The following is an 18,472-nucleotide window of genomic DNA, read 5'->3' as shown; positions in this document are numbered from 1 at the left end:
CCACCGGGGGAGATGCAAATACCCGTGACCGCCTGGACCGACCACACCGCCGACCGACCCATCTCACTCACCGCGCCCAGCGGCATCGACCGGGCCGCCCACCACCGGCTCGACGAGGCCTGGCTCGCGGCGGCGTGGAGCCACCCCTCGACGCGCTGCTTCGTGGTCTCAGGCGGCCAGGCCCTCATAGACGAGACGCCCGACGGCCGGACCGAACTCGTCATGACCCCGTCCTTCGAGGCCCCCCTCACCGAGGCGCACCGCTACTTCCTGGGCATCGACGAGGACGGCGTCAGCTACTTCGCTCTCCAGAAGGACGGGCTGCCCGGCCGCATCGACCAGTCCGCGCGCCCGGCCGGTCTGCGCGAGGCGGGCCTGCTGCTGTCGCAGCGCGACGCGGGTCTGATGGTGCACGCGGTCGGCCTGGAGAACTGGCAGCGCACGCACCGCTTCTGCTCCCGCTGCGGCGAGCGCACGGTCATCGCCGCGGCCGGTCACATCCGCCGCTGCCCGGCCTGCGGCGCCGAGCACTACCCGCGCACCGACCCGGCCGTGATCATGTCGGTCACCGACGACGACGACCGCATCCTGCTCGGCCGCCAGGTCCACTGGCCCGAGGGCCGCTTCTCCACGCTCGCCGGCTTCGTCGAGCCCGGGGAGTCCATCGAGCAGTCGGTGCGCCGCGAGGTCTTCGAGGAGGCCGGCATCATCGTCGGCCAGGTCGAGTACGTCGCCAGCCAGCCCTGGCCCTTCCCGTCCAGCCTCATGCTGGGCTTCCTGGCCCGCGCCACCTCCACCGACATCACCGTCGACGGCGACGAACTGCACGAGGCCCGTTGGTTCTCCCGCGACGAACTGCGCGCCGCCTTCGAGTCCGGCGAGGTCCTGCCGCCGTACGGCATCTCCATCGCGGCCCGCCTGATCGAGATCTGGTACGGCAAGCCGCTGCCGACGCGCAGCATCTGATGTGGTGTGACACACAACACAAAAAGGGTGGCCGTTCCTGAGAGGGAACGGCCACCCTTTTTCGCGGTTCTACGGCGGTGCGATCACACGCCGATCTTCTGCTTCACCTGAGCCAGCGAAGGGTTCGTCAGCGTCGAGCCGTCCGGGAAAAGGATGGTCGGAACCGTCTGGTTTCCGCCATTCGCCTTCTCCACGAACGCGGCGGACGCCGGGTCCTGCTCGATGTTGATCTCGTTGTACGCGATGCCTTCGCGGTCCATCTGGCTCTTCAGCCGACGGCAGTAGCCGCACCACGTGGTGCTGTACATCGTCACAGTGCCCGACATGTATGTGTCGCTCCTTCGGCGGCTCGGGGTGCGTGGTCGCAGAGGTGGAACATACGTGAAGGGGCCGCCATTCCCGTGGGCGCCCTCGGGCGGACGTGACGCCTGCCGCATCGACGTGACGCCTGCCGCATTAGTACGACTGCGGGTGGCTCCCTGTGGACAACCGGCTCACCCTTCCCAGGCGACCTGGCAGCATGGCTGTGTGACAGCAGCAACGCACTCCACGCTCTTCCCGCAGGCACCGGACTCTGCCGACGCGGTGCTCGAAGGGCTCGACCCCGAGCAGCGCGAGGTGGCCACCTCCCTGCACGGCCCGGTGTGCGTGCTGGCGGGCGCCGGCACCGGAAAGACCAGGGCGATCACCCACCGCATCGCCTACGGCGTACGCGCGGGGATTCTCCAGCCGTCCAGCGTGCTCGCCGTCACCTTCACCAACCGCGCCGCCGGAGAGATGCGCGGGCGGCTGCGCCAGCTCGGCGCGCAGGGCGTCCAGGCCCGCACCTTCCACTCCGCCGCGCTGCGGCAACTGCAGTACTTCTGGCCGAAAGCGATCGGTGGCTCCCTGCCCCGGCTCGTCGACCGCAAGATCCAGCTCGTCGCCGACGCGGCCGCCGCCTGCCGCATCCGGCTCGACCGGGGCGAGCTGCGGGACGTCACCGCCGAGATCGAGTGGTCGAAGGTCACCCAGACCGTCCCCGCCGACTACGCGGCGGCCGCCGCCAAGGCCGGCCGGGAGACGCCCCGCGACCCCGCCGAGATCGCCCAGTTCTACTCCGTCTACGAGGACCTCAAGCGTGACCGCGGCGTCATCGACTTCGAGGACGTCCTGCTGCTGACCGTCGCCGTCCTCCAGGACCGGCACGACATCGCCGAACAAGTGCGCGCCCAGTACCAGCACTTCGTCGTCGACGAGTACCAGGACGTCAGCCCCCTGCAACAGCGTCTGCTGGAGCTGTGGCTCGGCGACCGGGACAACCTGTGCGTGGTCGGCGACGCCAGCCAGACGATCTACTCGTTCACCGGGGCGACCCCCGACCACCTCCTCGACTTCCGCACCCGCCACCCCGGTGCCACCGTCGTCAAGCTGGTCCGCGACTACCGCTCCACCCCGCAGGTCGTCCGCCTCGCCAACGGCCTGCTCGGCCAGGCCCGCGGCCGCGCCGCCGACCACCGGCTCGAGCTGGTCTCCCAGCGCGCCCCGGGGGCAGAGCCCGTCTACGCCGAGTACACCGACGAGCCGGCCGAGGCAGAGGGCGCCGCCCACCGGATCCGTGAACTCGTCGACGCGGGCGTCCCGGCCGGAGAGATCGCCATCCTGTTCCGCACGAACTCCCAGTCGGAGACCTACGAACAGGCCCTCGCGGATGCCGGAGTGCCCTACCAGCTGCGCGGTGCGGAGCGGTTCTTCGACCGGCCCGAGGTGCGCAAGGCGGGTATCGCCCTGCGTGGCGCGGCCCGCTTCGGCGGCAACGACTCCCTCCTTGCCGACGCCGTCGACCTGCCCTCCCAGGTGCGTGCCGTGCTCTCGGGGGAGGGCTGGACCCCGAGGCCCCCGGCCGGCTCCGGTGCGGTCAGGGAGCGCTGGGAGTCACTGGCCGCGCTGGTGAACCTCGCACAGGACTTCACCGCCGCCAGGCCCGGCGCCACCCTCGCCGATCTGGTCGCCGAACTCGACGAGCGGGCGAACGCCCAGCACGCCCCCACCGTGCAGGGCGTCACCCTCGCCTCGCTGCACTCCGCCAAGGGCCTGGAGTGGGACGTCGTGTTCCTGGTCGGGGTCGCCGAGGGCATGATGCCGATCACCTACGCCAAGACCGAGGAGCAGGTCGAGGAGGAGCGCCGCCTGCTCTACGTCGGCGTCACCCGCGCCCGCGAGCGGCTGCACCTCTCCTGGGCGCTGTCCCGCTCGCCCGGCGGCCGCCCCAGCCGCCGCCCCAGCCGCTTTCTGGACGGGCTGCGCCCCGGCTCGGCCGGTGCCGCCGGCCGCAGCGGCACGGCCGCCTCCGGGGGCGTCGAGCGCGGCTTCGCCGGCAAGGGGCCCACCGCCGTGCCGCGGCGGACGCAGCGGGCCCCGGCCCGGTGCCGGGTCTGCGGGCGCACCCTGACCGACGCCGGCGAGATGAAGCTGATGCGCTGCGAGGACTGTCCCTCCGACATGGACGAGGGCCTCTACGAGCGTCTTCGCGAGTGGCGCGCCGATCAGGCGGAGCGCAGCGGGCAGCCCGGGTTCTGCGTCTTCACCGACAAGACCCTGATGGCGATCGCCGAGGCCGCTCCCGACGACCCGGGTGATCTGGCACGAATCCCAGGGGTCGGAGTGCGTAAGCTCAACCGCTACGGGGCCGATGTTCTGGCTATCTGCGCAGGCGGAGAACCCGGAGAGGACGATCGACGGAGCTGACGCGAACTCGTCGAAAAAATAGTTTGCGCATGCCCCAGCAATCCCCATAGGTTCTTAGCCACGGGGACGGAGGCCTTCTCGAAGGCCCCGATTCCGTGCTGTACTTGCATACCCGCGTGGACTGGTTCACCCCAGTCCCTGAGACGCCGAGAGGAGGCGATTCCAGTGATCAGCATCAAGACGAGCTCCATCAGCACCGCCAAAGTGACCGATCGCTCGGTCGTCTCCACGTGCATGCTCGGCGCCTCCGGCCTGGGCACCGGTCTGTCCGGCATTCCTGCCGTGCGTCCGGCGTCCGCCCTGTCTCTCTCGGGCCTTCCCGTCCGTGAGCGCAATGAGCGCAATGAGCGACCGACCAAGGCACTGGAAACGGCAGTAGCGGCACAGGCGCAGGCCTATGCCTCTACGGCGACCGGTGCCGGATTCCGGAAGCAGACGACGCAGCACCACCTGATGTGGGCCTTCCGTGGGCCAGAACCCTGGAGTGATCCAGCCTGATCGTCGATCAGGCCGGCGCCTTCAGGGCCGCGGAACCCCACCCGGGATCCGCGGCCCTTCTGTTTTCCCCGAACGGGGACGACGGAGTGAAGGGGCCTCGGGACAAGAAAAGAACCCGGTACCAGCCGCCACCCGGTCCAACAGGACCGGAAACGACCAGACGAGGAAGACGAACCGTGCAACTCGAAGCGCACGCCCCGTCCGTACCGCCTTCCGAAACGATCCCCCCGCCCGGCCTCACGGAGGACTCCACCTTGACCCCGCTCACCCCGCTCACTCCGCTCACCGCACTCACCGCGCTCGACGACGCCATCGAGAACCTCGGCGTACCCGTCCCCTGCCGTTCCTACGACCCGGAGGTCTTCTTCGCCGAGTCGCCGGCGGACGTCGAGTACGCCAAATCCCTCTGCCGGACCTGCCCGCTGGTCGAGGCCTGCCTCGCCGGCGCCAAGGAACGGCGTGAGCCCTGGGGCGTCTGGGGTGGCGAGCTGTTCGTCCAGGGTGTTGTCGTCGCCCGGAAGCGGCCGCGTGGTCGCCCGCGCAAGAACCCGGTCACGGCATGAACACCGCAGGAACGATCGACCGCCCCCTCACGCACGACCCCAAGAAGCAGGCCCCGATGAAGCCGTCCACCAGCGAGCCCGCCGGCTCCGCGACTGAAGACGTCACCACCACCGACGCGAACGACTCGCGTCAGAACAGGACCCGAGAGATGCAACTCATCCCAGAAGCCCTGGCTCGTGCGCATATGCACGAGCGACTGCACGAGGCTGAGCGGGAACGCCAGGCCGTGCGCCTGGCGACCGCCCGCCGGATGCAGCGCCGGGCCGAGCGCGCCTCGATGCGCGCCCGCCGCGCGCTCGCCATGGCGGTCATGCAGTAGCCCTTCACCCACCTGAAGCGGTGGCCTCCCGGCCCAGGGAGGCAGAGCTCTCTCCGCGGGGGCCGGTCCGACCGAACGGACCGGCCCCCGCGGTGCGTTGTGCGTGCCGACCAGCCGATGGAGCGGGAGCGGCGCTATGGTCGCCAAGGTGACGAGTCTTCCCGGAGGCAGTGCCGACGACGGCTCCGCGAAGGAGCCCCACCCCCTCGTGTGCGCCCGCTGCGGTACCCCGGCCGAGGGCCCGCCGCCCGTCACCTGGACCTGCTCCGTGGAGAACGGCGTCCGCCGCTACTTCTGCGAGGCCTGCGCCCGGGAGCACCTCAGGGCGATCGAGGGGCGGCTGGACTCGAGCTGGTGGTGACGGCTGCGGCCGCCGGGCGTCATGCCTGCGCCGCCGAATCCTCCTCGCCCAGGTCCTCGCCCAGCTCGTCCTCCGGCACGAATCCGGGCAGCCACTCCTGCAGTTCCTCGCGCATCCGCACCGTCGCGCCGAGCTGGCACAGCACGCCGATGGTGCTCAGCGTCACCCGGTGTATGAGGAGGTACGCCGGGGGCAGGTTGAGGCGCTTGCCCAGCTGGTAGGCGGGGGAGCGGGGGTCGGCGATGCGGGCCGCCTGGCTGCGCATCCAGCCGCGGGTGAAGGTGAACTCGTCGACCCGGGCCGGCTCGATGATCGGCAGGAGGTAGTCGAGGACCGCCTCGGGGTCCAGGTCGATGGTCTCCTTGACGAACCCTTCGGTGCACAGGAGCTCGTAGACGGCTTCCGCCTCGCCGTCGAGCGTCATGCGCAGGGAGTCGCCGATGGGCGTCGGCAGGCCGCCCGGCAGGCGGTCGACCGTGCCGAAGTCCAGGACGCCCAGACGCCAGGCGTCCTCGTCGTCCGGTCCGCCGGGCAGGAGACGGAAGTTGCCCGGGTGCGGGTCGGCGTGCAGGAGGCCGGTGCGGGCAGGGCCGGAGAAGAGGAAGCGGGCCAGGAGCTGTCCTGCGCGATCCCGCTGCTCCTGGGTGCCGTCGGCGATGATCTCCGACAGCGGGATGCCGTCGATCCACTCGGTGACCAGGACCTGGTCGCACTGGTGGACCACCGCCGGCACCACGACGTCCGGGTCGTCCGCGAACTCCTCGGCGTGGACCTGCTGGGCCTGGGCCTCCAGGGCGTAGTCGAGTTCTTCGGAGACACGGTCCCTGAGCTCGGAGATCAGGGGCTTGATGTCCATGCCCGGGATGAGCGGGCCCAACAGCCGGGCGAAGCGGCTCAGCTGGTTCAGATCGGACAGCAGGGCGTCACCCGCGCCCGGGTACTGCACCTTGACCGCCACCTCGCGGCCGTCGTGCCACACGCCCCGGTGGACCTGGCCGATCGAGGCCGCCGCGGCCGGCTTGTCCTCGAACTCCAGGAACAGACTCTGCCAGTCCTCGCCGAGCCGCTCCGCGAGCACGGAGTGCACCGTGCGCGTCGGCATCGGCGGCGCCGCCTCCTGAAGCTTGGTCAGGGCCGCGCGGTAGGGCCCCGCGACTTCCTCGGGCAGCGCCGACTCGAAGACGGACAGCGCCTGCCCGAACTTCATCGCGCCGCCTTTCAGCTCGCCGAGCACCTTGAACAGTTGCTCCGCGGTGCGCTGCTGCAGCTCGCGGCCGACGAGCTCCGCCGACTCGCCCACGATCCGTTTGCCGAGCCCCCAGGTGGCCCGCCCGGCGAAGCCGAGCGGAAGCGCGGCGAGCTTGGCGGTCCGGGTGACCGCCTTCCGGGGAAGATCAGACATGCGCCCTCCAAGTCCCAGCCGGCCGCGCCGCGCCTGCCTTACGGCATAACTCCGTTGACGGCCGTTGCCCCGCCATTGTCGCGTGTGGGCCCCCGGTCTCCGAAGGGTGTTCTCCCTCAGCTTCTTCCTCGGCCCCTTCTTCAGCTTCTTCCTCGGTTTTTCGAGCGGCCCCGCAGGGGCATGCGGGGTGCGCCCAGACCGGCCGCGCGTGCCACTGGAGGCCCGGCACCGAGACCTCCCAGCGGGCGCCCGCGCTCGACGGCAGATGACCGTCCAGGAAGGCGAGCGCGTGCGCCGCGGCCAGTCCGGCGACGGTCGTGGCCAGCGTCAGGTCGCAGGGGCGCACCTGGCGCGGCTTCCCGGAGCGCCACTGCGCGACCAGCCGCGGCCAGGTCGGGTCCCGGTCGGCGCGCCCCTCGTGCAGACAGCCCGCGCAGCCCGTCTCCCCGGGCAGGACGAAGGGGCCGACCACACCGGTTCCCTCCACGACGCCCGTATAGAGGTGCGGTGTGCCGGAGGAGATGAGGGGAGCGGCGCTGGACGGGCACGGTGTGTGCACGGCGACGTCGTCCCGTGGGGCGAGGACCACCAGGGAGAAGCCCGGGTCAGCCTCCTCGGGCCGCGGGCGGGTGCCGTGGCGGGGTGGCCGGTCGGGGGCGGCCCGGCGTACCGCACGGCAGGCGGCCTCGTCCCGGCGCTCGCCGACGGCCTCGGCGGGCAGCCCGCCCGGTGCGACGTCCCACGGCTCGACCCGGCCGCCGTCGCGCACGTCGACCTCGCCGACCCCCGCTCCGGCCAGCAGCGAGGCCAGGACCGCGCCCACTCGGCCCGCGCCCCTGACCTGCACCCGCAGGGAGCGGCGGGCGGCGAGCCGGGCGATCGCGTCGCCCGGTTCGTGCGTGGTCAGGGAGAGTGAGGCGAGGTCCGGGCGGAGCCGGTCGAGGGCCTGCTTCCTGCGGCGCAGGGCGTCGGCGGCGGCCCCGCCTCCCTTCGCGTCGTCGAGGAGCCCCGCCCGCGCCAGCCGCTCCACCAGCGTGTCGGCACGGCCGTCCGGCAGGCCCACGCGGCGTCCCTCCTCGCGCAGCAGCGCCATGCCACGGGTGCCGTTGAGCAGGTCGAGGAAGTCGCCCGTGGCCCGGTCCATCGGGCCGAGTGTCATCGCGTGCGCCGGAGTCATCCCGAACTGCACGGTGTCGAGGTCGCGCCAGCCGCGCCGCAGCGCGGGTTTCACCGTCGGATGCATATGTGTCCCCCGTAGCCCTGGTAACTCCCCGTGAGCCGACGGAGCGGGGGCGTGGGGGCGTCCTCGCCCCGCCGGCGAGTGCCAGCATGCCCGGCCGGGCCGATGGGCGTCGGAAGTTGTCCACAGGCTGTGGGGATTCTTCGTACGAATCACTCCTCGTATCGGTCGTACTCATCAAACGCACGGTGGGCGATCAGAATCGAAACATTCCGGACCGGGACTTCCCCGTGTGCAGCGGGTAACGTCGGGGCGTGCCCGCCGAACCTCTGCACAGCGCCGGAACGCCACAGCGCAGCGCGACGAGCCAGCCGCCCAGCGGCTCGGGGGCGAGCGCGATCGAGGTGCGCAGGAGTGCCCGGCGCCGCCGGACGGTCTCCGCGTACCGCGAGGGCGATCGCACCGTCGTGCTCATCCCTGCCCGAATGTCCGAGGCGGAGGAGCAACGCTGGGTGAGCGTCATGCTCGACAAGCTGGCCGCCCAGGAGAGCAAGCGGGCGCTCGGCGACTCCGAGCTGGCCGAGCGCGCCGAGCGGCTGTCGGCCCAGTACTTCGCCGGGCGGGCCCGGCCCACCTCGGTGCGCTGGGTCACCAACCAGAACACCCGCTGGGGCTCGTGCACCCCGGCCGAGGGCAGTATCCGCCTCTCGCACCGGCTCCAGGGCATGCCCGAGTACGTCATCGACTACGTCCTCCTGCACGAGCTCGCGCATCTGCTCGTGCCCGGACACGGGCCGCGTTTCTGGCGGCTGCTCGAGGCGTATCCGCGGACCGAGCGGGCCCGCGGTTACCTCGAGGGGGTGGTCGCCGCCGACCGGCTGCCTGATCCGCCCGGCGCGCGCGACGACTGACGTCACGCGCGCGTGGGCACGTCGTCCCGCGCTCGGCTTTCGCCCGTGTCGCCGCTGATCGCGGGTTGTGTACCGGGTCTGTACCGACTTCGTGCGATGTCCGAGTTTGCCGTTAGCCTTGCGCGACGCACTCACATTCGGGATGGGGGACGGTCGTTACGCATGGCCAGGGAATTCCAACGCGGCCACAAGGCCAGGATCAGTGACCTCACCGCGGGCACGGATCTGTACGTAGGCGTGCAGATCTCCGGCCCCGGGCTGACCTTCGACATCAGCTGCTTCGGTCTGGACGCCGACGAACGGCTCTCGGACGACCGGTACTTCATCTTCTTCAACCAGCCGAAGTCCCCCGAGGAGTCCATCCAGCTCCTGGGTGCGCAGGCGGGCGACACGGAGTCGTTCCGGGTCACCCTCGACCGGATCCCGGCGCAGATCCAGAAGCTGTCGTTCACGGCGACCCTCGACGGCGCCGGTCAGCTCTCGCAGGTCGGCCCCGGATACATCCGCATCGTCGCAGGCGGCGAGGAGGTGGCCCGGTACTCCTTCGACGGCTCTGAGTTCTCCACGGAGCGGGCCGTGATGCTGGGCGACTTCTACCTCAAGGACGTCTGGCGGTTCGCGGCCGTCGGACAGGGCTTCGACGGCGGCCTCGACGCGCTGCTGAAGAACTTCGGCGGTGAGGTGGCCGAGGAGGAGACCCCCGCGGCCCCGCAGCAGCAGGCCGGCGCCGCTCCCGGCTTCGCCCCGCCCGCGTTCGGCGCCCCGGCCACCCCGGCCCCGGCCCCCGCGCCTGCCCCGCAGCAGCCGCAGCCCGCCGCACAGGGCTTCGCGCCTCCGCCCGGCGCCACTCCGCCCCCCGCGCCCACGCCCGTGCACGCCGCGCCGACCATCATCGCGCCCATGACCCCGCCCGGCAGCGCCCCGGTGCCGCCCCCGGCTCCCGCCCCCGCTCCCTATGGCCAGCCGCCCCAGCAGCCGTACGGCCATGCCCCCGCCCCGAGCGCCCCGCCGCCCCCGGGCTACGCCCAGCCTCAGGCACCCCAGGCCCCGACGCCCCCGCCCAGCTACGGACAGCAGCCGACGCCCCCGCCGGGCTACGGGCAGCAGCCCCCCTTCGGGCAGGTCCCCGGCCAGCAGACCGGCGGTTACGGAGTGCCGCAGGGCGCGCCCCAGGGCGCCGGTGTCACCGCCGCGCTCCAGCAGTTCAAGGAGACGCCGACCGGACAGCGCTGGACGCAGCAGAACAAGAAGCTCGTCCGCGTCGACCTCGGCATCGGCGGTCAGCCCGTGCTGGCCCGCCAGGGCAGCATGGTGCTCTACCAGGGCAAGGTCGACTTCAGCTACAAGGGCGCCGGTTTCTCCGGCCGGATCGTGGGCAACGCGACCGGCCAGGAGATGCAGCTGATGCGCTGCACCGGCCAGGGACAGGTCTTCCTCGCCGAGAACTCCACGATGCTGCACCCCATCGAGCTCCAGGGCGACGGCATCTGCGTCTCCGCCGAGAACGTCCTCGCCTTCGACGAGAGCCTCCAGTACGAGGTCCGCCGCATCGAGGGCCACGGCATCCCGGGCGGCGCGCTGTTCACGATGCTGTTCCAGGGGACCGGCACGATCGTCGTGAAGACTCACGGCACGCCCGTCGTGCTGCCCGTCACCCCGACGACCTTCGCCGACTGCAACGCCGTGGTCGCCTGGTCGGCCGCCTCCCAGGTCGTCGTCTCCAGCCAGGTGCGGATGCGCCGTAACGCCTACCCGGGCGACACCGGTGAGAGCGTCAACCTCCAGTTCCGGGGCGCGCCCGGCAACTTCATCGTCGTCCAGCCGTACGAGGTCTGAGGGAGCCCGTCATGAACCAGCCGCTCGCGGGCTATGCCCCCGCACCCGTCACCGCCCGCATGGAGAACCACGGCAACCACATGCTGAAGGTCGCCATGCAGACCGGAAACGACCTCTTCGCGCGCGTGGGCTCGATGGTCGCCTACGAAGGGTTCGTCCAGTACGAGCCCAACCCGCCGGCCGTGCGCCAGATCGCGAAGGACTGGATGACCGGCGAGGGCGCGCCCTTGATGAAGTGCACCGGCGACGGCCTGCTCTACCTCGCCGACTACGGGGCGAACGTCGTCGTGATCAACCTCAACGGCGACGGTATCTCCGTCAACGCCACCAACCTGCTCGCCTTCGACGCGCACCTCACCTGGGGCGTCGAGCGGGTGAAGGGCCTGGCGAAGTTCGCCGGGCAGGGCCTGTGGAACACCAAGATCTCCGGGCAGGGCTGGGTCGCGCTGACCTCCCGGGGCAAGCCCATCGTCGTCGACTGCGGCGGCGGCGAGAACGAGACGTACGTCGACCCCGACGCGCTCGTCGCCTGGTCCCCCAACCTCAAGGTCAAGGGCAAGCGCAGCTTCAAGGCGCAGTCGCTGATCGGCCGGGGCAGCGGCGAGGCCTACCAGATGGCCTTCTCCGGTGAGGGCATCGTCGTCGTCCAGCCCAGCGAGGACAGCACCGACCGCCTCCGGGTCCGGGGCTGAGGGGGAGCCAGAAACGCCATGCAGAGCCCGCTTTTCGCCTACAACGACCAGCAGACCCAGGAGCGCTGGAGCCTGCAGAACAAGCAGATGCTCCGCGTCACCCTGGAGGGTCACGACGACATCCTCGCCCGCAAGGGCACCATGGTGGCCTACCAGGGCCTCGTCGAGTTCGACGCCGAGTACCAGAGCAACCAGCAGGGACGCGCGCGTGCGCACACCGGTGAGGGCCTCGACCTGATGCGCTGCCACGGGCAGGGCACGGTCTACCTCGCCAACCTCAAGCAGCACGTCCACCTGGTGGACGTGGAGCAGGACGGGCTGACGGTCGACAGCAGCTACGTCCTCGCGATGGACTCCTCGCTGCACCACGAGGTCATCGCCGTCGACAGCCTGTACGGCATCTCCGGCTCAGGGAAGTACCAGCTCAACATCACCGGCCGCGGCAGGGTCGCCCTGATGACCTCGGGCGCGCCGCTGATGATGCAGGTCACGCCCGACAAGTACGTCAACTGCGACGCCGACGCCATCGTCGCCTGGTCCACCGGGCTGCGCGTGCAGATGCAGGCCCAGACGCACTCGTCCGGGGTGTGGCGGCGGCGCGGCAACACCGGTGAGGGCTGGGAGCTCAGCTTCATGGGCACCGGCTTCGCACTGGTCCAGCCGAGTGAGCTGCTGCCGCCGCAGAACGCCCAGATCGGCTCCGGCCTGGCCGCGCAGTACGGCATGGGCCAGAACGGGGCCCGCGGGCAGAACCAGGGCAACGTCTGGAGCTGATCGCTCCGCCGGCAGGTCGTGAGCCGGCTGCGGAACATCTGTGGCCGGTCGCGCAGTTCCCCGCGCCCCTGACGGGGCGCGGGGAACCGCGTTCAGAGCCTTGCCCGGGTCGCCTCCAGCAGGCGTACGACCGAGTCGTCCGCGACGTCCGCCACCTCGCCGTAGGCGAACCACCGCAGGTCCAGGGACTCGTCGCTGATGGTCTCCACGGCCCCGGCCGGAGCGAGCGCCGCGTACTGCACGTCCAGATGCCAGGCGCAGGGCGTCAGATGCCGGTCGAGCCGCACCGGGCCGCCGGGCAGCAGCGTGAGCCCGGCGATGCCCGACTCCTCGGTCCCCTCCCGCAGGGCCGCCGACGCCAGTGTGGCGTCGCCCGGCTCGCAGTGGCCGCCCATCTGGAGCCACATCCGCAACTTCTTGTGGAGAGTCAGCAGGACCCGGCCCCGCTCGGGGTCGATCACCAGCGCGCTCGCCGTGATGTGCCCGTCGGCGCAGGCCTTCCACATGCCGTCGGGGTGCTCCGCCAGGTGGTCCAGATAGGTCTGGCGCAGCTCTCCCTGGTCCTCGTAGCCCTTCAGTACGAGGACCGCGTCGTCGTGGAGGCTCACTCGGTGTCGTCGCCCTTGCTGTCGCCCTCGTCCTTCTTCCTCAGGTCGGGCTTGTCCGCCGCCTCGCCGAGCATCTTGTCCAGCTCGGAGAAGTCCAGCTGCTCGCGGTGGACGAAACCGTCCGGGTCGTCCAGGTCGGACGCCGTCGGCAGCATGTCCGGGTGGGCCCACAGGCCGTCACGGCCGTCGACACCGCGCGCGTCGGTGAGGGAGGCCCACAGACGGGAGGCGTCGCGCAGCCGGCGCGGGCGCAGTTCCAGACCGATCAGCGTGGCGAACGTCTGCTCCGCCGGACCGCCCGTGGCACGACGGCGGCGCAGCGTCTCGCGCAGCGCGTCCGCCGACGACAGACGCGGCTTCGCGGCCGCGTGGACCACCGCGTCCACCCAGCCCTCGACCAGAGCCAGGGCCGTCTCCAGACGGGCCAGGGCGGCCTTCTGCTCGGGCGTGTCCTCGGGCTGGAACATGCCCTGCTGGAGGGCGTCCTGCAACTGCTCCGGATTCTGCGGGTCGAACTGGCCGACCACGTCCTCCAGCTTGGCCGTGTCGACCTTGATCCCGCGCGCGTATCCCTCGACCGCGCCGAACAGGTGCGAGCGCAGCCACGGCACGTGCGCGAACAGGCGCTGGTGGGCGGCCTCGCGCAGAGCGAGGTACAGCCGCACCTCGTCCTGCGACACGCCCAGGTCCTTGCCGAACGCCTCGACGTTCACCGGGAGCAGGGCGGCCTTCCCGGCCGGGCCGAGCGGCAGGCCGATGTCGGTCGATCCGACGACCTCGCCCGCGAGGACGCCCACGGCCTGCCCGATCTGCGTGCCGAACATGGCGCCGCCCATCGAGCGCATCATGCCGATCAGCGGGCCGGCCATTGCCTGCATCTCCTCCGGCAGGACGTCACCCATGGCCGCGCCGACGCGCTCGGCGACCGGGTCGACGAGCTCCTTCCACGCGGGCAGGGTCGCCTCAACCCACTCCGCGCGGCTCCACGCGACCGTGGAGGCGGCACCGGACGGCAGGGACGTCGCGTCGTCCAGCCACAGGTCGGCCAGGCGGACGGCCTCCTGGACCGCGGTGCGTTCGGAGGCGCCGACACTGGCGTCCTTGGTGCCGTCGGCGGTCCCCTGGGAGACCGTCTGGCGGGCGATCTGCTTGGCCATGTCCCAGTTCACCGGGCCGCCCTCGTAGGAGAGCATCTGGCCCAGCTGCTGGAACGCGGCGCCCAGGTCGGTGGGGTTCAGGGAACCGAACATGGCAGCGAGCGGGTTGTCCGCGCCGGGGCCGCCAAAGCCTCCGGCACCGGGCAGACCGCCGAAACCGAACGGGTTGGCAGGTCCCTGACCACCACCGCTCTGCTGGTCCTTCTTCTTGCCCTCGTCGCCGTCGTCCGGCTCCTCCGGCGGAAGGCCGAATCCGAATGGGGTGTCACTCACGGGAATCCTCGGCTGGTAAGGCCGCCGGTTCTCTCCGACGGCGCGACTGCCCGACAACACCACCCAGCGTAGACACCACGAGCCGTTCGGGCCTCGGTGCGTCGCCGAGTCACGGCCTGCGGCAGGATGGATGCCACCTGGTACGTACGCGTCACTCGCGCTCGTACTGAAGACAACCGCTGGAGACGCCCGGTGAGTTCCCCAGATCCGCAGGTTCGCGCAGCGCGAAACCCCTCAACCAGTCCGGCCATCCGCGGGCCCGTCATCGCGGTCACCGGTGCCGCGTCCGGCGTCGGCGCGCTGCTGACCGAGCGGCTCGCCGCGTCGGAGGAGGTCAAGCAGGTCATCGCCATCGACGAGCGCAGGGGCGAGTGCGCGGCCGCACAGTGGCACATTCTCGACGTGCGTGATCCGGCCATCGCCGAGAAGCTGCGGGGCGCGGACGCCGTGGTGCATCTGGCGCTCGACCTGGACCTGGGGTCCGACGCTTCCGCCCGGACGGCCTACAACGTGCGGGGGACGCAGACCGTGCTCACGGCCGCGGCCGCGGTCGGCGTGCACCGCGTGGTGCTGTGCACGTCTTCGATGGTCTACGGGGCGCTGCCGGACAACGAGCTGCCGCTGTCCGAGGACGCGGAGCTGCGGGCGACCGCGGAGGCGACCGGGGTCGGGGACCTCCTGGAGATCGAGCGACTCGCGCGGCGGGCTCCGCGGGCGCATCCCGGGCTCAATGTCACCGTGGTGCGGCCGGCGGTGCTGGTCGGGGGCACGGACACCGCGCTGACCAGGTATTTCGAGTCGCCTCGGCTGCTCGTGGTGGCCGGGTCGCGGCCGGCCTGGCAGTTCTGTCATGTCGAGGATCTGGTGGGGGCGCTGGAGTACGCCGTCCTGGAGAAGGTCGAGGGGGAGCTGGCCGTCGGGTGTGACGGGTGGCTGGAGCAGGAGGAGGTCGAGGAGCTCAGCGGGATCCGGCGGATGGAGCTGCCGTCGGCTGTGGCGCTGGGTGCGGCGGCTCGGTTGCACCGGATCGGGCTCACGCCGTCTCCGGCGGGGGATCTGGCCTACACGATGTATCCCTGGGTGGTGAGTGGGAGCCGGCTGCACGACGCGGGGTGGCGGCCGCAGTGGACCAACGAGGAGGTGCTCGCGGAGCTGCTGGAGGAGGTCTCCGGGAGACATACGGTCGCGGGGCGGCGGTTGGGGCGGAAGGACGCGACGGCCGCGGGGGCCGCGGGGGCGACGGTCGCGTTGTTGGGTACGGCGGCTGTGGTGCGCAGGGTTCGGAAGGCTCGGCGGCGGATCTGAGGGCGGCGCTGTCCTGGGCGTTCCTCGAGGAGGTGCCCGGCGCTCGGGCTGGGCGGGGGCGGGTCGCGCAGCCCGGCGCTGACGGGGGCCGTCCGCGCCCACCCGTGCCGCCTGGGGGCACCTCCCAGGCCCTCAAGGCACTGGGGGAGGCACGACTGCCCGCGGGGAGGGACGACGTGCTGAGTGCCGCCTGTAGGACGCGCTCCAAACGGGCGCCCGCGCGTGCCTGGTGATAGTGCTATTACCCCTCCTCGCGCGCGTGCGGCACGATGGACCCATGGCATCCAGGAACGATCACCCGGGCGAGCAGGTCGCCGAGGATCCCGTCAAGCTCATCGGAATTCGGGAGACGCCCCTCTCCGTGGACGAGGTCTTCCGGGCCGTCGGGGACGACGCCGCCGGGGGGACCGCGTTGTTCGTGGGGACCGTGCGGAACCACGACGAGGGTGCCGACGTCGACGAGCTCGGGTATTCGTGTCACCCCAGTGCCGAGGCCGAGATGCGGCGGATCGCGGAGAAGGTGGTCGCCGCGTACCCGGTGCGGGCGCTGGCGGCCGTGCACCGCGTGGGGGACCTGAAGGTCGGTGACCTCGCCGTGGTCGTCGGTGTGTCGTGCCCACACCGGGGCGAGGCCTTCGAGGCATGCCGGAAGCTGATCGACGACCTCAAGCACGAGGTGCCGATCTGGAAGCACCAGAAGTTCTCCGACGGCACGGAGGAGTGGGTCGGCGCCTGCTGAGCCGGCCACAGGCATCCCTCCGGTTGCGTAACCGCACCCCTGGCATGAGCGTTGTCAGTGCGGATGGTTAATCTGCTGATCAGTCAGTTGCGGTCGCTCAATCGGGGTTGGGAGGTCGGTATGGCGGCGCTCGCCTGGTTGCTGATTCCGCTGATGGCTGCGATCGGCGCCGGAGCGTGGGGGAGTTGGGCGAACCGGACCCGCAAGGCTCGCGGCGACGGTCCGGAGCTCGACGGATACGCCCGTTTCCGTGCTGCCATGGAGAAGCCCCACTCCGGCACGTGACGGCGCCGGACGGGGGCCACCGGGGGGCGGCCCTGACGGTGCGCTGACAGAACCGTCCCGTACTGTCGAGGCATGCCACGCCGCACCGCGACGATGCTCGCCTCCACCCTGATGCTGATCGCGCTTTTGTGCGCGGGAGTGTTCATCCCCGTGCCGTACTCGGAGATGTCCCCGGGGCCCACGGTGAACACGCTCGGCGATCACGACGGCGAGCCGGTGCTGCAGATCTCCGGGCGCAAGACATACGCGGCGAGCGGCCACCTCAACATGACCACCGTGCGGGTCACCAGCGCCGACTACCGGATGAACCTCGTCGAGGCCGTCTACGGGTGGCTCGCGCACGACAACAAGGTCGTGCCGCACAACACCCTCTACCCGGACGGCAAGACCGAGGAGCAGTCCACCCAGGAGAACGCCGAGGAGTTCAGCCAGTCCCAGGAGAGCGCCAAGGTCGCCGCCCTGAAGGAACTCGGCGTCCCGGTGAAGTCCTGGGTGATCGTCTCCACCGTCGGCAAGGGGACACCGGCCGAGGGCAAGCTGCACGCGGGTGACGTGATCAAGGCGGTGGACGGTACGGCGGTCAAGGTGCCCGACGACGTCGCCAAGCTGGTGACCGAGCACAAGCCCGGTGACGACGTCGTCTTCACGATCGTGCCGGCCAAGGAGCAGGCCGCCGCGGAGAAGCAGAACAAGACGCCGACCCGTACCGAGGACGTCAAGATCACCACCACGACCTCGAACGACGAGGGTGCCAAGCGCGCCATCGTCGGGATCTCCGCCGGGACCGACCACACGTTCCCGTTCACCATCGACATCAAGCTCGCCGACGTCGGCGGACCGAGCGCCGGTCTGATGTTCTCGCTCGGGATCTACGACAAGCTCACCCCGGGCGACCTCACCGGCGGCAAGTTCGTCGCGGGCACCGGGACGATCGACGACGACGGCAAGGTCGGACCGATCGGCGGCATCGAGATGAAGACCGTCGGCGCGCGCAGCAAGGGCGCCCAGTACTTCCTCACGCCCGCCGACAACTGCGCGTCCGCCGCCAAGGACACCCCCGCGGGCCTGACGCTGGTCAAGGTGAACACCATCGAGGACGCCCTCGGCGCCCTCAAGGACATCCGCGACGGTGACACCGCCGGCCTGCCGAAGTGCACCACCAAGGGCTGACCGGCAGGCCTGCGTACGGCGACGGAGGTGCTCCTCACCACAAGGAGCACCTCCGTCGTCGTACCCGAAGTCCTCAGTCGTCGAAGGTGGCCGCCAGCGCCTGCGCGAGGCTTGGTACCAGGTCGGAGCCGGTGAGGACCTCCGTGGGGGCGTCCTTCTCACGCAGGCGCAGGGCCGAATCTCGCGCGCCGTCCCGCAGGACCGCGACCGTCATGCGGACCTCCTGGCGGTCGGGGTGCTCGGCGACCCACTGAGCGAGCTTCTTCTCGTTCAGTCCCTCCGGGACCTGGGCCTCGGCGGACGGCGGCAGCATCAGGCGCTCCACGGTGAGGGCACAGCCGACCACCGCGTCGGGCCAGGCGATCGTGCCCAGGAACTCGTCGAGCGCCTTGTCCGTTGGAACTTCGTCCTGCTCGATCGGGGTGAGACCGGCGGTCTCTTTCTCGTCGTCCCCCAGACCGAGCTGGGCCGCGAGCGCGGGTTCCTGGACCCGCAGCCGTGCGGTGTCGACGAGGGCGAAGAGGCGGGCGGGCTGGTCCCAGCCGAGGCCGGAGGCGTACTCGTCGATCTCGAGTACGGCCCGGGTGAGTGGGCTCGCTGCCATGGGAGTGTTGGACATGGTCACAATCCTGCCTCGTTCCCACCCGGAATCGGGAACCGAGTAAACGGTGAGTAAGTTGCATAGGTGTGGGCCCACGATCACGG

The 18,472-nt window shown here is 71.1% G+C and carries 20 protein-coding genes; 14 read left to right on the top strand and 6 right to left on the bottom strand.

What is annotated here, in order from left to right:
* The first annotated feature begins 24 nt into the window (after positions 1 to 24).
* The gene (gene nudC / locus ACFYWX_RS36935) at positions 25 to 966 is read left to right on the top strand and encodes an NAD(+) diphosphatase (protein WP_389429230.1); all 942 of its coding nucleotides are present in this window, start codon (positions 25 to 27) and stop codon (positions 964 to 966) included.
* Between the two features lie 83 nt (positions 967 to 1,049).
* On the opposite strand, the gene ACFYWX_RS36930 is transcribed toward nudC, so the two are convergent.
* Positions 1,050 to 1,292 (bottom strand): mycoredoxin, encoded by a 243-nt coding sequence (locus ACFYWX_RS36930; protein WP_389429229.1) that lies wholly within the window; start codon positions 1,290 to 1,292, stop codon positions 1,050 to 1,052.
* Positions 1,293 to 1,437: 145 nt separating this feature from the next.
* Between ACFYWX_RS36930 and ACFYWX_RS36925 the strand changes: the two genes are divergently transcribed.
* The 5 genes from ACFYWX_RS36925 (at position 1,438) to ACFYWX_RS36905 (ending at position 5,435) form a co-directional block, all read left to right on the top strand.
* Positions 1,438 to 3,693: an ATP-dependent DNA helicase UvrD2 gene (locus ACFYWX_RS36925; protein ID WP_389429228.1), complete on the top strand. Its 2,256-nt coding sequence runs from the start codon at positions 1,438 to 1,440 to the stop codon at positions 3,691 to 3,693.
* 165 nt (positions 3,694 to 3,858) lie between these two features.
* A complete protein-coding gene (locus tag ACFYWX_RS36920; RefSeq protein WP_389429227.1) occupies positions 3,859 to 4,191 on the top strand; it encodes a hypothetical protein in 333 nt (110 codons plus the stop codon).
* 176 nt (positions 4,192 to 4,367) lie between these two features.
* Complete coding sequence (locus tag ACFYWX_RS36915) at positions 4,368 to 4,754, top strand: WhiB family transcriptional regulator (protein WP_389429226.1); 387 nt, start codon at positions 4,368 to 4,370, stop codon at positions 4,752 to 4,754.
* A complete protein-coding gene (locus ACFYWX_RS36910; protein WP_389429225.1) occupies positions 4,751 to 5,074 on the top strand; it encodes a hypothetical protein in 324 nt (107 codons plus the stop codon). The genes ACFYWX_RS36915 and ACFYWX_RS36910 overlap by 4 nt, the downstream gene beginning before the upstream one ends.
* A 148-nt stretch (positions 5,075 to 5,222) precedes the next feature.
* Positions 5,223 to 5,435 (top strand): hypothetical protein, encoded by a 213-nt coding sequence (locus ACFYWX_RS36905; protein WP_389429224.1) that lies wholly within the window; start codon positions 5,223 to 5,225, stop codon positions 5,433 to 5,435.
* Between the two features lie 19 nt (positions 5,436 to 5,454).
* Here ACFYWX_RS36905 and ACFYWX_RS36900 read toward each other — a convergent pair whose 3' ends face one another.
* Positions 5,455 to 6,837 carry an ABC1 kinase family protein gene (locus tag ACFYWX_RS36900; RefSeq protein WP_389429223.1) on the bottom strand — a complete coding sequence of 461 codons (1,383 nt, stop codon included), beginning with the start codon at positions 6,835 to 6,837 and terminating at the stop codon, positions 5,455 to 5,457.
* Positions 6,830 to 8,080 (bottom strand): TOMM precursor leader peptide-binding protein, encoded by a 1,251-nt coding sequence (locus ACFYWX_RS36895; RefSeq protein ID WP_389429222.1) that lies wholly within the window; start codon positions 8,078 to 8,080, stop codon positions 6,830 to 6,832. The genes ACFYWX_RS36900 and ACFYWX_RS36895 overlap by 8 nt, the downstream gene beginning before the upstream one ends.
* 251 nt (positions 8,081 to 8,331) lie before the next feature.
* On the opposite strand from ACFYWX_RS36895, the gene ACFYWX_RS36890 reads away from it, so the two are divergent.
* The 4 genes from ACFYWX_RS36890 (at position 8,332) to ACFYWX_RS36875 (ending at position 12,230) form a co-directional block, all read left to right on the top strand.
* On the top strand, positions 8,332 to 8,928 hold the full coding sequence (locus ACFYWX_RS36890) for a M48 family metallopeptidase (RefSeq protein ID WP_389429221.1): 597 nt from the start codon (positions 8,332 to 8,334) through the stop codon (positions 8,926 to 8,928).
* Positions 8,929 to 9,090: 162 nt separating this feature from the next.
* Entirely contained in the window at positions 9,091 to 10,764 is a 1,674-nt protein-coding gene (locus tag ACFYWX_RS36885) for a TerD family protein (RefSeq protein WP_389429220.1), read from the top strand.
* Between the two features lie 11 nt (positions 10,765 to 10,775).
* Positions 10,776 to 11,456 (top strand): AIM24 family protein, encoded by a 681-nt coding sequence (locus ACFYWX_RS36880; RefSeq protein WP_389429219.1) that lies wholly within the window; start codon positions 10,776 to 10,778, stop codon positions 11,454 to 11,456.
* A gap of 18 nt (positions 11,457 to 11,474) precedes the next feature.
* Positions 11,475 to 12,230 carry an AIM24 family protein gene (locus tag ACFYWX_RS36875; protein ID WP_389429218.1) on the top strand — a complete coding sequence of 252 codons (756 nt, stop codon included), beginning with the start codon at positions 11,475 to 11,477 and terminating at the stop codon, positions 12,228 to 12,230.
* A gap of 92 nt (positions 12,231 to 12,322) precedes the next feature.
* Here the strand turns inward: ACFYWX_RS36875 and ACFYWX_RS36870 are convergent, their stop codons facing one another.
* Both ACFYWX_RS36870 and ACFYWX_RS36865 read right to left on the bottom strand, forming a co-directional pair.
* Complete coding sequence (locus ACFYWX_RS36870) at positions 12,323 to 12,838, bottom strand: NUDIX hydrolase (protein ID WP_389429217.1); 516 nt, start codon at positions 12,836 to 12,838, stop codon at positions 12,323 to 12,325.
* Complete coding sequence (locus tag ACFYWX_RS36865) at positions 12,835 to 14,268, bottom strand: zinc-dependent metalloprotease (RefSeq protein ID WP_389429216.1); 1,434 nt, start codon at positions 14,266 to 14,268, stop codon at positions 12,835 to 12,837. Before ACFYWX_RS36865 ends, ACFYWX_RS36870 begins: the two co-directional genes overlap by 4 nt.
* Before the next feature lie 192 nt (positions 14,269 to 14,460).
* On the opposite strand from ACFYWX_RS36865, the gene ACFYWX_RS36860 reads away from it, so the two are divergent.
* The 4 genes from ACFYWX_RS36860 (at position 14,461) to ACFYWX_RS36845 (ending at position 17,767) form a co-directional block, all read left to right on the top strand.
* The gene (locus ACFYWX_RS36860; protein ID WP_389429215.1) at positions 14,461 to 15,573 is read left to right on the top strand and encodes an SDR family oxidoreductase; all 1,113 of its coding nucleotides are present in this window, start codon (positions 14,461 to 14,463) and stop codon (positions 15,571 to 15,573) included.
* Positions 15,574 to 15,850: 277 nt separating this feature from the next.
* The gene (locus ACFYWX_RS36855; RefSeq protein ID WP_389429214.1) at positions 15,851 to 16,312 is read left to right on the top strand and encodes a molybdenum cofactor biosynthesis protein MoaE; all 462 of its coding nucleotides are present in this window, start codon (positions 15,851 to 15,853) and stop codon (positions 16,310 to 16,312) included.
* Between the two features lie 63 nt (positions 16,313 to 16,375).
* Complete coding sequence (locus ACFYWX_RS36850; RefSeq protein WP_389429335.1) at positions 16,376 to 16,597, top strand: hypothetical protein; 222 nt, start codon at positions 16,376 to 16,378, stop codon at positions 16,595 to 16,597.
* A 72-nt stretch (positions 16,598 to 16,669) separates the two neighbouring features.
* On the top strand, positions 16,670 to 17,767 hold the full coding sequence (locus ACFYWX_RS36845; protein WP_389429213.1) for a PDZ domain-containing protein: 1,098 nt from the start codon (positions 16,670 to 16,672) through the stop codon (positions 17,765 to 17,767).
* 73 nt (positions 17,768 to 17,840) lie between these two features.
* On the opposite strand, the gene ACFYWX_RS36840 is transcribed toward ACFYWX_RS36845, so the two are convergent.
* Entirely contained in the window at positions 17,841 to 18,386 is a 546-nt protein-coding gene (locus ACFYWX_RS36840) for a PPA1309 family protein (protein ID WP_389429212.1), read from the bottom strand.
* Positions 18,387 to 18,472 lie beyond the last annotated feature (86 nt).

The sequence above is a fragment of the Streptomyces sp. NPDC002888 genome, from assembly GCF_042888465.1.
GTDB lineage: Bacteria > Actinomycetota > Actinomycetes > Streptomycetales > Streptomycetaceae > Streptomyces.
The sequence above is the reverse complement of the archived record's forward strand: the minus strand, read 5'-3'. Positions and strand labels throughout refer to the sequence as shown.